This window comes from Pseudomonas sp. Irchel s3h14 (genome assembly GCF_900187425.1).
Classification (GTDB): Bacteria; Pseudomonadota; Gammaproteobacteria; order Pseudomonadales; family Pseudomonadaceae; genus Aquipseudomonas.
The window spans coordinates 170,897-183,411 of sequence record NZ_FYDJ01000012.1 but is presented as its reverse complement, the minus strand read 5'-3'; the positions used below and the strand labels follow the sequence as shown (position 1 = coordinate 183,411).

9 protein-coding genes are annotated in these 12,515 nt (G+C 59.3%); 1 reads left to right on the top strand and 8 read right to left on the bottom strand.

Annotation, left to right across the window (positions count from 1 at the left end; all coding sequences use genetic code 11):
- Positions 1 to 307 precede the first annotated feature (307 nt).
- Both CKW16_RS21805 and purL read right to left on the bottom strand, forming a co-directional pair.
- Positions 308 to 619 (bottom strand): YqfO family protein, encoded by a 312-nt coding sequence (locus CKW16_RS21805; RefSeq protein WP_095130568.1) that lies wholly within the window; start codon positions 617 to 619, stop codon positions 308 to 310.
- Between the two features lie 20 nt (positions 620 to 639).
- Positions 640 to 4,536 (bottom strand): phosphoribosylformylglycinamidine synthase, encoded by a 3,897-nt coding sequence (purL, locus tag CKW16_RS21800; protein ID WP_095130566.1) that lies wholly within the window; start codon positions 4,534 to 4,536, stop codon positions 640 to 642.
- Between the two features lie 274 nt (positions 4,537 to 4,810).
- Here purL and mltF point away from each other — a divergent pair, with 274 nt between their 5' ends.
- On the top strand, positions 4,811 to 6,271 hold the full coding sequence (gene mltF, locus CKW16_RS21795) for a membrane-bound lytic murein transglycosylase MltF (RefSeq protein ID WP_095130564.1): 1,461 nt from the start codon (positions 4,811 to 4,813) through the stop codon (positions 6,269 to 6,271).
- Between the two features lie 32 nt (positions 6,272 to 6,303).
- Here mltF and pdxJ read toward each other — a convergent pair whose 3' ends face one another.
- The 6 genes from pdxJ to lepA form a co-directional block, all read right to left on the bottom strand.
- On the bottom strand, positions 6,304 to 7,047 hold the full coding sequence (gene pdxJ, locus CKW16_RS21790) for a pyridoxine 5'-phosphate synthase (RefSeq protein WP_095130562.1): 744 nt from the start codon (positions 7,045 to 7,047) through the stop codon (positions 6,304 to 6,306).
- 49 nt (positions 7,048 to 7,096) lie between these two features.
- On the bottom strand, positions 7,097 to 7,780 hold the full coding sequence (recO, locus tag CKW16_RS21785) for a DNA repair protein RecO (RefSeq protein WP_095130561.1): 684 nt from the start codon (positions 7,778 to 7,780) through the stop codon (positions 7,097 to 7,099).
- A 162-nt stretch (positions 7,781 to 7,942) separates the two neighbouring features.
- The gene (gene era / locus CKW16_RS21780) at positions 7,943 to 8,845 is read right to left on the bottom strand and encodes a GTPase Era (RefSeq protein ID WP_008151577.1); all 903 of its coding nucleotides are present in this window, start codon (positions 8,843 to 8,845) and stop codon (positions 7,943 to 7,945) included.
- Entirely contained in the window at positions 8,838 to 9,527 is a 690-nt protein-coding gene (gene rnc, locus CKW16_RS21775) for a ribonuclease III (RefSeq protein WP_010463056.1), read from the bottom strand. The genes era and rnc overlap by 8 nt, the downstream gene beginning before the upstream one ends.
- A 184-nt stretch (positions 9,528 to 9,711) precedes the next feature.
- Positions 9,712 to 10,566: a signal peptidase I gene (gene lepB, locus CKW16_RS21770; RefSeq protein WP_095130560.1), complete on the bottom strand. Its 855-nt coding sequence runs from the start codon at positions 10,564 to 10,566 to the stop codon at positions 9,712 to 9,714.
- Positions 10,567 to 10,571: 5 nt separating this feature from the next.
- Positions 10,572 to 12,371, bottom strand: a complete 1,800-nt coding sequence (gene lepA / locus CKW16_RS21765; protein WP_008151572.1) for a translation elongation factor 4 — start codon at positions 12,369 to 12,371, stop codon at positions 10,572 to 10,574.
- Between the last annotated feature and the right edge of the window lie 144 nt (positions 12,372 to 12,515).

The following is a 12,515-nucleotide window of genomic DNA, read 5'->3' as shown; positions in this document are numbered from 1 at the left end:
GCAGAACGACCCAGTCTTTGAAGTCGCTTTCGTATCGCTTGCCCATTTTGGACATTTGTTATTCACCTTCGCCCTCTTGAATGATTGAGTCAATCAACAAGGGCGACAGGTAGCCTGACACGGAGGGCGTTTGCCAAAAGGGACTCGCTGTAAGAGCGAAACCATTAGCAGCCGTTACCGCAGCAACGGATATGTACTCGATCAACAAAAGCCAGGCCGGCTTCCAGGCCGCCTCGCTCCAAATCCCAGGCAACAAAAAACCCGCTGAAATCACTTCAGCGGGTTTCTCATTTCAGCGGCAGGCAGATCAAAAATCCTCCAACCGCCATACCTCATAAGCCGGCGTCTCGTAGGGATGACTCTGCTTCAGAGCCAACACCACAGAACGAATCAACTCATCCGCCACGACAAGCTCAACCTTCCATTCCTCAACCTGCTCGACCTGCCCCGCTTCCCCAATAAACGGCTGACTGCCATCCAATGGACGAAACTGGCCGAGGCCGAGCACTTGCCAGGCGCAATGGTCGTACGTGCCGATCCGTCCGCCACCGGCGGCGAATACGGCACTCTTGACCTGTTCCACATGACTGGCCGGAACAAAAAAGGAAAGCTTGTACATAGCCTTCAGTTAACCCGCTCTTAGTTAACCCAAACCCGCGCATTACGGAACATACGCATCCAAGGTGCGTCTTCGTTCCAGTCTTCCGAACGCCACGAGTTCTGCACCGCGCGGAACACACGCTCCGGGTGAGGCATCATGATCGTCACGCGACCGTCGCGGCTGGTCAAACCGGTGATCCCGCGCGGCGAGCCGTTCGGGTTGGCCGGGTAGTTTTCGGTAACCTTGCCGTGGTTGTCGACGAAACGCATCGCCACGCAACCCGACAGATCGGCTTCCAGCAACGCTTCTTCGCTGGCGAACTCGGCATGACCTTCACCGTGAGCAATGGCGATCGGCATACGCGAACCGGCCATACCTTGCAGGAAGATCGAGTTCGATTCCTGGACCTGAACCATCGCCACACGCGCTTCGAACTGCTCGGAACGGTTACGCACAAAGTGCGGCCAGAACTCGCTGCCCGGAATCAGCTCGTGCAGGTTGGACATCATCTGGCAACCGTTGCACACGCCGAGGGTGAAGCTGTCGTTACGTTCGAAGAAGCCCTGGAACGCATCGCGAGCACGGCTGTTGAACAGCGCGGACTTGGCCCAGCCTTCGCCGGCGCCGAGAACGTCGCCGTAGGAGAAACCGCCGCAAGCGACCAGACCTTTGAACTCATTCAGGTCGACACGGCCGGCCAGAATGTCGCTCATGTGCACGTCGATCGCGTTGAAACCAGCGCGGTCGAACGCGGCCGCCATTTCCACCTGACCGTTGACGCCCTGCTCACGCAGCACGGCAACCTGTGGGCGGATGCCTTTCTTGATGTAAGGCGCGGCGACGTCCTGGTTGACGTCGTAGCTCAGCTTGACGCTCAGGCCCGGGTTGTCTTCTTGCAGCAGCACGTCGAACTCTTGTTCGGCGCAGTCGGCGTTATCACGCAGACGCTGGATCTGGTAGCTGGTTTCAGCCCACTGACGTTGCAGCAGACGACGCTGACCTTCGAACACGGTTTCGCCGTTGAAGGTGATGCTGATCTGGCCGTTGTTCATCGGCTGACCGATCACGGACACGCAGTCACCCAAACCGGCAGCGCTGAACTGCGCGAGGATGTCTGGAGTAGCGTCCTGGCGAACCTGGATCACGGCGCCCAGTTCTTCGTTGAACAGGATTGCAGCGATGTCGGCGGAGGTTTCTGCCAGACCGTCGAGGTTCAGGCTCAGACCGCAATGGCCGGCGAAAGCCATTTCCACGGTGCTGGTCAACAGACCACCGTCGGAACGGTCGTGGTAAGCCAGCAGGTGACCGTCGGCGTTGAGGCCCTGGATCACGGCGAAGAAGGCTTTGAGGTCTTCGGCGTCGTCAACATCCGGTGCTTGCGAGCCGAGCTTGCCGTGAACCTGGGCCAGGATAGAGGCGCCCATGCGGTTCTGGCCACGGCCCAGATCGATCAGGATCAGGTCGGTGGTGCCCTTGTCCATGCGCAGTTCCGGCGTCAGGGTCTGACGAATGTCAGCCACAGGCGCGAAACCGGTCACGATCAGGGACATCGGCGAGGTCACGGTCTTGTCGACGCCTTCGTCGTTCCAGCGTGTGGCCATGGACATGGAGTCCTTGCCCACCGGAATGGTAATGCCCAGCTCTGGGCACAACTCCATGCCGACCGCTTTAACGGTGTCGTACAGACGCGCGTCTTCGCCTGGGTGACCGGCAGCGGACATCCAGTTGGCCGACAGTTTGATGTCGGAGATCTTGTTGATGCGCGAAGCCGCGATGTTGGTCAGGGTTTCGCCGATGGCCATGCGGCCCGACGCCGGAGCGTCCAGCAGAGCCAGCGGAGTACGCTCGCCCATGGCCATGGCTTCACCGGTGTAAACGTCGAAGCTGGTGGCGGTGACGGCAACGTCGGCTACCGGAACCTGCCACGGGCCGACCATCTGATCACGGGCCACGAGGCCGGTGATGGTGCGGTCGCCGATGGTGATCAGGAAGCTTTTGCTCGCCACGGCCGGGTGATGCAGGACGCGTTCAACGCAGTCTGCGATCTCCAGGGTCGACGGATCGAAATCGTCGCCCAGCTCGTTTTCACGAACGGCCGAACGGTGCATGCGCGGGGCTTTGCCCAGCAGCACTTCCAGTGGCATGTCCACCGGGCTGTTGCCGAAGTGACTGTCGGTGACCGTCAGTTGCGGCTCGGCAGTGGCTTCGCCGACCACGGCAAACGGGCAACGCTCGCGTTCGCAGATCGCCTGGAAGCGTTCGAAGTCAGCCGGGCCGACCGCCAGAACGTAGCGTTCCTGGGATTCGTTACTCCAGATTTCGTGCGGGGCCATGCCCGGCTCGTCGTTTGGAATGTTGCGCAGTTCGAAGCGACCGCCACGGTTGCCATCGTTGACCAGTTCCGGGAAGGCGTTGGACAGACCGCCCGCGCCGACGTCGTGGATGAAGCTGATCGGGTTGTGTTCACCCAACTGCCAGCAACGGTCGATGACTTCCTGGCAGCGACGTTCCATCTCAGGGTTTTCGCGCTGTACGGAGGCGAAGTCCAGGTCTGCCGAGCTGGTGCCGGTGGCCATGGAGGAAGCGGCGCCGCCGCCCAGACCGATCAGCATCGCAGGGCCGCCGAGGACGATCAGCTTGGAGCCAACGGTGATCTCGCCTTTCTGCACGTGTTCGGCACGGATGTTACCCATACCGCCGGCCAGCATGATCGGCTTGTGGTAACCGCGAACTTCTTCGCCACGCGGGGTGGTGATCGACTGTTCGAAGGTACGGAAGTAACCGGTCAGGGCCGGACGACCGAATTCGTTGTTGAACGCAGCGCCACCCAGTGGGCCTTCGATCATGATGTCCAGCGCAGTAACGATGCGCTCAGGCTTGCCGTACGGCACTTCCCACGGCTGTTCGAAGCCCGGGATTTGCAGGTTGGACACGGTGAAACCGGTCAGACCAGCCTTTGGCTTGGCACCACGACCGGTGGCACCTTCGTCGCGAATCTCGCCACCGGAACCGGTGGATGCGCCCGGGAACGGGGCAATCGCGGTCGGGTGGTTGTGAGTTTCGACTTTCATCAGGATGTGCACCGGTTCCTGCACCGCGCCGTACTGGCGGGTTTCAGGGTCCGGGAAGAAACGGCCGGCGACGTTGCCGACGATCACCGAAGCGTTGTCCTTATAAGCCGACAGAACGCCTTCGCTGTGCATCACGTAGGTGTTCTTGATCATGCCGAACAGGCTTTTTTCCTGGCTCTGACCGTCGATATCCCAACTGGCGTTGAAGATCTTGTGACGGCAGTGCTCGGAGTTCGCCTGGGCGAACATCATCAGTTCGATGTCGTGCGGGTTGCGCTTCAAGCCGACGAAGGCGTTGACCAGGTAGTCGATCTCGTCTTCGGCCAGGGCCAGGCCCAGCTCGGTGTTGGCTTTTTCCAGCGCGGCGCGGCCGCCACCCAGCACGTCGATCGCGGTGAGCGGCTTTGGCTCGGCGTGGCTGAACAGGCCGGCGGCTTGTTCAAGGTTGGCCAGAACGATCTGCGTCATGCGGTCGTGCAAGGTGTCGGAAATCAACTGTGCTTCGGCGTCGCTGAACTGGCCGGCGACGTAGAAGGCGATGCCGCGTTCAAGACGCTGGATTTTCGTCAGGCCGCAGTTGCGAGCGATATCGCTGGCTTTACTGGACCATGGCGAGATGGTGCCGAACCGCGGCAACACCAGGAACAGACGACCGGCCGGCTCTTGTACCGGAACACTTGGGCCGTACTTCAGAAGGCGCGCGAGCACCTGCTGTTCGTCGCCGGTCAGGACGCCGGTAACTTCGGCGAAGTGAGCGAATTCAGCATACAAGCCACTGACAGCCGGAACTTTCTGGCTCAGTTGCTCAAGGAGTTTGCTGTGGCGAAAGGCAGAAAGGGCAGGAGCGCCGCGCAGGATCAACATCTTCGGGACAGCCTCGGGAAGGGGTGTGCTTTGAGGCCGTGCATTCTAGCCTAAACAGGCCGCGACATCACCCGAAACGGTACGGGCGGCTGCACCCGGGCGTCGGGCCGGGTGTTCGGACCTCAAACAGGCGCGCCCCGAGCGTTATTTTTTCTACCACAAAATGCTGCTCGGGCCCATTCCTGCGGGCTCTGGAGCGGTTTTCAGTTGCCTAGCAGACAAGCCCTTCGCTGTCGAGATATGGCGCTCGTGGTCCTTTGCGTATACTGCGCAGATGTTTTCCCCAACGGCTTTGCGTCCGCGGTTCGCCAAATGGCTGATCGCAACCGGACTCTTCCTGGTGCTCAGTGGCTGTGTTGATAAACCCAACACGCTGGAGCGCGTAAAGGAGGATGGCGTGCTGCGGGTGGTTACCCGAAACAGCCCCGCCACCTACTTTCAGGATCGCAACGGTGAAACCGGCTTCGAATACGAGCTGGTGAAGCGCTTCGCCGACGATCTGGGGGTGGAACTCAAAATCGAAACCGCCGACAACCTCGACGACCTGTTTAATCAGGTGGGCAAGCCCAACGGCCCGGTGATCGCTGCTGCCGGCCTGGTCAGCAGCGAAGTACGCAAAAAGCAGGTGCGGTTTTCCCACTCCTATCTCGAAGTCACCCCGCAGGTCATCTATCGCAACGGCCAATCGCGGCCGACCGACGCGAAGGATCTGGTGGGCAAGAAGATCATGGTGCTCAAGGGCAGCACCCACGCCGAGCAATTGGCGGAGCTGAAAAAGAAATATCCTGGCATTGAATACGAAGAGTCCGACGCCGTTGAAGTCGTCGACTTGCTGCGGATGGTCGATGAAGATCAGATAGACCTGACCCTGGTCGATTCAAACGAAGTCGCGATGAACCAGGTCTACTTCCCCAAAGTGCGGGTAGCCTTCGACCTCGGTGACGCCAGCAATCAGAGCTGGGCAGTGGCCGCCGGCGACGACAACAGCTTGCTCAACGAGATCAACGACTACCTCGACAAGGTGAAGAAAAATGGCACCCTGCAGCGCCTTAAAGACCGCTATTACGGGCATGTCGATGTACTGGGTTACATGGGCGCCACCACCTTCGCCCAACACTTGCAGCAACGTCTGCCAAAATACGAACAGCACTTCAAGGCGTACGCCAAGAAAGAGAAAGTCGACTGGCGTCTGCTGGCCGCGGTCGGCTATCAGGAATCGCTATGGCAAGCGGCCGTCACGTCGAAGACCGGCGTGCGCGGCCTGATGATGCTGACCCAGAACACCGCGCAGGCCATGGGTGTGTCCAACCGACTGGACCCCAAACAAAGCATCATGGGCGGCGCCAAGTACCTGGCTTATGTGAAGGAACAGCTGGATGAGTCGATCCAGGAACCGGATCGCACATGGTTTGCACTGGCAGCCTACAACGTTGGCAGCGGTCACCTGGATGACGCGCGCAAACTGGCGGCCAAGGAAGGACTGAACCCGGACAAGTGGCTGGACGTGAAAAAGATCCTGCCGCGCCTGTCCGAGAAGAAGTGGTTCAGCAAAACCCGTTACGGCTATGCCCGTGGCGGCGAACCCGTTCACTTCGTGGCGAACATCCGCCGCTACTACGACATCCTGACGTGGGTGACCCAGCCGCAGCTTGAAGGCAATCAGGTCGCCGAAGGCAACCTGCATGTGCCGGGGGTCGACAAGACCAAACCGAATCAGGAAACCCCACAGCTCTAACGATCACCACCACATTTGGTTTTGTGTTCGGCTTAGGCTTTTGCGGCGGCCAGGATCAGCGCCTTCATCTCGGAAACAGCCGACTTGAACCCAACGAACAACGCATGAGCCACCAGCGCGTGGCCGATGTTCAGTTCGTTGATGCCTTTGATCGCCGCTACAGCTTCAACGTTGTGGTAGTGCAGACCGTGACCGGCATTGACGATCAGGCCTTGAGCCAGACCAAACGCCACGCCATCCGCCACACGCTTGAGCTCTTCAGCCACATCGGTCGGCGTCTCGGCATCGGCATAACGACCGGTATGCAGCTCAATAGCCGGCGCACCAACACGACGGGACGCTTCAATCTGCCGCTCGTCAGCGTCGATGAACAGCGACACTTCACAGCCGATCTTTGACAGGCGATCCACCGCCGCTTTAATCCGTGCTTCCTGCCCCGCCACGTCCAGACCACCTTCGGTCGTCAGCTCCTGACGGGTTTCCGGCACCAGGCAAATGTGCGCCGGACGAATGCGTTCGGCGAACGCCATCATCTCTTCGGTGACGCCCATTTCGAAGTTCATGCGGGTTTGCAGCACATCCTTGAGCAGCAACACGTCGCGCTCCTGAATGTGCCGACGATCTTCGCGCAGGTGCACGGTAATGCCGTCAGCGCCCGCCTCTTCCGCGTCCAGTGCTGCCTTGACCGGATCCGGATAGCGCGTGCCCCGGGCCTGACGCAGGGTGGCAACGTGGTCGATGTTCACGCCAAGAAGAATGCGATTGCTGGTGGTCACGGAAGCGCTCCTGAAAATGGGAAAGTTCGGCGCACAGCATACGGGGTGATCAGGGCTTGCGAAACAACTCGCGACTCACCAAGGGACGACCGCCCAGATGAACGGCCAGTGCCTGACGCATCAATCGCTTGGCTGCCGATAGCGCGCCAGGGGCAGACCAATCTGCATCGGCCATCGCCAGCAGTTCGGTGCCATTGAACAGACCGGGTTGCAGCAGGTAGACCCGTTCGAGTCCCGCATCCACTTGCAGACGGTAGAGACCATCCGGCGCAATGGGCTCGCCATGGATGTCGGCGGTCAGGGCGAAGCCATAACCCAAGTCATCCAGCAGCCGCCATTCGAAGGATCGCAACAAAGGCTCCAGCGGACGACCTTCGGCAAGTGCGAGCAGGGTCGCGGCGTAGTGATCGAAGACGGCGGGATGGGGATCTTCGGAGGGCAGCAGACGGATCAATAACTCGTTGAGGTAGAGACCGCTGAACAGCGCCTCACCGTTGAGCCAGGTGGAGACGCCAGCACTTTCCATGCGACCGACGTTCTTCAATTCACCACGCCCACGGAACTCGACTTCCAGCGGCACGAACGGCCGTGCCAGCGTTCCGGCCTTGCCCCGAGCACTGCGCAACACCGCCCGCAGCCGGCCTTGCGGCGTGAGGAAATCCACCAGCGCGCTGTTTTCGCGGTAGGCGCGGCTGTGGAGCACGAAGGCGGGTTGGCTGGGGGGCTGGGACATAAAGCTCTCGATGAAGGATTGCAGTTTTTCAGACAACCCAAAACCAATGTGGGAGCGGGCTTGCTCGCGAAGGCGGTGTGACAGTCAACATCAATGCTGAATGTTACATCCTCTTCGCGAGCAAGCCCGCTCCCACAGTGGATCTATGTGCTGCCAGACGATTTACAGGTCGCCGTAACCCAGCGAACGCAAGGCGCGTTCATCGTCGGACCAGCCGCCTTTCACCTTGACCCAGAGGTTGAGCATGATCTTGGAGTCGAACAGCAACTCCATGTCCTTGCGCGCCTCGGTGCCGATGCGTTTGATCCGCTCGCCCTTGTCGCCAATGATGATTTTCTTCTGGCCGTCGCGCTCGACGAGGATCAAGGCATGGATGTGCAGGGTTTTGCCCTGCTGCTTGAACTCTTCGATTTCGACGGTGATCTGGTACGGCAGCTCAGCGCCCATCTGGCGCATGATTTTCTCACGTACCAGTTCAGCGGCGAGGAAGCGGCTGCTGCGGTCGGTGATCTGGTCTTCCGGGAAGAAGTGATCGTTTTCCGGCAGGTAACCGGCAATCACGCGCTCCAGCGTTTCGAGGTTATGCCCGTGCTGGGCCGAGATCGGCATGATCTGCGCGTTCGGCAACTGTTCCTGCAACCACGTCAGGTGCGGCATCAGTTCGGCTTTATCTTCGATGCGGTCAGTCTTGTTCAGCGCCACGATCAGCGGGCCGGTCACGTATTGAACGCGCTCGAGGACCATCTGGTCTTCGTCGGTCCACTTGGTGCGGTCAACCACGAAGATCACCACGTCGACGTCTTTCAACGCCGCCGAAGCGGTCTTGTTCATGTAGCGGTTCAGGGCTTTCTCGCCACCTTTGTGCATGCCGGGAGTGTCGACGTAGATCGCCTGCACGGCGCCTTCAGTCTTGATGCCGAGCATGTTGTGGCGAGTGGTCTGAGGCTTGCGCGAGGTGATCGCCAGTTTCTGACCCAGGATGTGGTTCAGCAGCGTGGACTTGCCCACGTTGGGACGGCCGACGATGGCAACATAGCCACAGCGAGTTGCAGTTGAATCAGTCATTGCCATTCTCCACACCCAGGGCAATCAGTGCTGCGGCGGCCGCTACCTGTTCGGCAATACGACGACTCACACCCTGACCTCGGCTTTTTTCATTCAGTAAGGTGATTTCACATTCGACGAAGAACGTCCGGCAATGTGGCTCACCCTGGATATCCACCACTTCGTAACGTGGCAGCTCACAACCCCGCGACTGCAGGAACTCTTGCAGACGGGTTTTTGGATCTTTGTTGGTGTCGACCAGTGTCAGGCCTTCGAACTCCCCGGCCAGCCAGGCCAGCACGCGTTCGCGCGCCATGTCCATGCCAGCATCCAGGTAGATCGCACCAATCAGCGCTTCAAGGGCATCGGCCAGAATCGACTCGCGACGGAAACCGCCGCTTTTCAATTCACCGGAACCCAGGCGCAGGTATTCGCCCAGATCGAAACCGCGAGCCAGTACGGCCAGGGTCTCGCCTTTCACCAGGCGTGCGCGCAATCGCGACAACTGGCCTTCGCGAGCCAGCGGGAAGCGATCGAACAGTGCCTCGCCAGCAACGAAGTTGAGGATGGCATCACCGAGGAATTCCAGGCGTTCGTTGTTACGCCCGGCAAAGCTGCGGTGAGTCAGGGCCAGGACCATCAGTTCCTGATCCTTGAAGGTGTAGCCGAGCTGACGCTCGAGACGGCTTAAGGAGACGCTCACGGTTTACCCACGCTGAGTTCGTGGTTGGATTCCACCGCCATCGCCGTGATGCGGCGCAGGCTTGGGACAATTAACGCTGTGTTCAAAAATAACGTCCTGAATATCGTTGTTTTCATGCTTCTGTCGCCGATTATGCCGACTCCAGAAATGCATTCGGCGCTGTGTTCAACAGCGCCGTGTGTGATTACTTGATCAGGCCAACCCGCGAGAAATTCGGCAGGTGACTGAGTTTGGGTTCCGGCCAGCTCATCCAGACTGCGAAGGCCTTGCCGACGATATTCTTGTCGGGAACCATGCCCAGCAGATCCTTGGGAATGCTCGGATCATCCCAGTAGCGACTGTCGTTCGAGTTGTCGCGGTTGTCGCCCATCATGAAATAGTGCCCGGCAGGCACGGTCCACGAACGGTCCGGCGTTGCGCGGTAACGGCTCATTTCCTTGCGGATCAGGTGCTCGGCGACGCCGAGTTTTTCCTTGTAGAGCTCAGCGCTGCCCAACGTGCCCGGCTCGGAGCCGACCAGTTGTTCGGCAATCGACTCACCGTTGACGAACAGACGCTTGTCGGCGGTGTAACGAATCTGGTCACCCGGCAGGCCCACCACACGTTTAATGTAGTTGACGTTCGGATCGCTCGGGTAGCGGAACACCATCACATCGCCGCGCTGTGGATCACCGACTTCGATGACTTTCTTGTCGATCACCGGCAAGCGGATCCCGTAAGAAAACTTGTTCACCAGAATGAAGTCGCCAACGTCCAGCGTCGGTTTCATCGAGCCGGAAGGAATCTGGAACGGTTCCACCAGGAACGAACGCAGTACCAGAACGATGAACAACACCGGGAAGAACGACTTGCCGTATTCGACCAGCAGCGGCTCTTTGTTCAGTTTCTCGACCACCACCCCATCAGGCTGGCTGACGCTGCCCTGATAGGAGGTAATGGCGGCACGCCGACGCGGCGCCAGGAAAACCAGATCGAGCAACGCCAACAGGCCGCAGACGAACACGGCGATGACCAGCAACAGCGGGAAATTTAGTGACATAGGACCTAACTATCCAACCTGAGCACTGCAAGGAAGGCTTCTTGTGGAATTTCCACGTTGCCAACTTGCTTCATGCGTTTCTTACCGGCCTTTTGCTTCTCAAGCAGTTTCTTCTTACGGCTAACGTCACCGCCGTAGCATTTGGCCAATACGTTCTTTCTGAGCGCCTTGACAGAGGTCCGCGCAATAATCTGCCCGCCAATGGCGGCCTGGATTGCGACGTCGAACATCTGGCGTGGAATCAGTTCTTTCATCTTCTCGGTCAACTGGCGACCTTTGTAGTGCGCGTTATCCTTGTGCACGATCAACGCCAGGGCGTCGACCTTGTCACCGTTGATCAGCACATCCAGTTTCACCAGATTAGCCGATTGATAACGATCGAAATGGTAATCCAGCGAAGCATAGCCACGGCTGGTGGATTTCAGACGGTCGAAGAAGTCCAGGACCACTTCGTTCATCGGCAAATCGTAGGTCACTTGAACCTGGGTACCGAGGAACAGCATGTCGTGCTGTACGCCACGCTTCTCGATGCACAGGGTAATGACGTTGCCCAGGTGCTCTTGCGGCACAAGAATATTGGCCCGCACGATCGGTTCACGCATGTCTTCGATCGAGGACAGGTCTGGCAGCTTCGACGGGTTGTCGACGTAAATCGTTTCACCGGTTTTCAGCAGCAGCTCGAAAATTACCGTCGGCGCCGTGGTGATCAGGTCCAGGTCGTACTCGCGCTCCAGGCGCTCCTGGATGATTTCCATGTGCAGCATGCCGAGGAACCCGCAACGGAAACCGAAGCCCAGGGCGTCGGAGCTTTCCGGGGTGTATTGCAGGGACGAGTCGTTGAGCGTGAGCTTTTGCAGGGCTTCACGGAAATCTTCGAAGTCGTCGGAGCTGACCGGGAACAGGCCGGCGTATACCTGCGGCTGAATGCGTTTGAAGCCTGGCAGCACGTCGACGTCCGGCGTGGAGCTCAAGGTCAGGGTGTCACCCACCGGTGCACCGTGAATGTCCTTGATGCCGGCGATGATGAAGCCCACTTCGCCGGCCTTCAGGTCAACGGTGGCGGTGTGTTTCGGGTTGAAGACACCGACGCTGTCCACGAGGTGGATCTTGCCGGTGGACTTGACCAGGATCTTGTCGCCCTTCTTCACACGACCGTGGCGCACGCGCACCAGGGAAACAACGCCCAGGTAGTTGTCGAACCAGGAGTCGATGATCAACGCTTGCAGCGGATCTTCATAGTTGCCGGTCGGCGCAGGAATGGTCTTGACCAGACGCTCCAGCACTTCGTCGACGCCCAGACCGGTCTTGGCACTGCACTCGACCGCGTCGGTGGCATCGATGCCGATGATTTTTTCGATTTCTTCTTTCACGCGGTCCGGATCGGCCTGAGGCAGGTCGATCTTGTTCAGGACCGGCATCACTTCCAGGCCCTGCTCAATCGCGGTGTAGCAGTTGGCTACCGACTGCGCTTCAACGCCCTGACCGGCATCGACCACCAGCAACGCGCCTTCACAGGCCGCCAGCGACCGGCTGACTTCATAGGTGAAGTCGACGTGGCCCGGGGTGTCAATGAAGTTCAGCTGGTACTTGATGCCATCGCGAGCGGTGTAATACAGGGTGACGCTGTGGGCCTTGATGGTGATCCCGCGTTCACGTTCCAGGTCCATGGAGTCCAGAACCTGGGCTTCCATTTCGCGCTCGGCAAGGCCGCCACACATCTGGATGAAGCGATCGGCCAGCGTCGACTTGCCATGGTCAATGTGGGCGATGATGGAGAAATTGCGGATATGACTCAAATCACTCACGGATCAACACTCAAAAAGGCTGCAGGCATAGCCCGCCGAAAAATAGCCGGGAATTGTACCTGATCCACGGCGCAAGCGTCACGTTCGCAGGTCAGACGGCGCCTACAAAAACGCCCCGGTCTTGCGACAGGGGCGTTTTGAGTG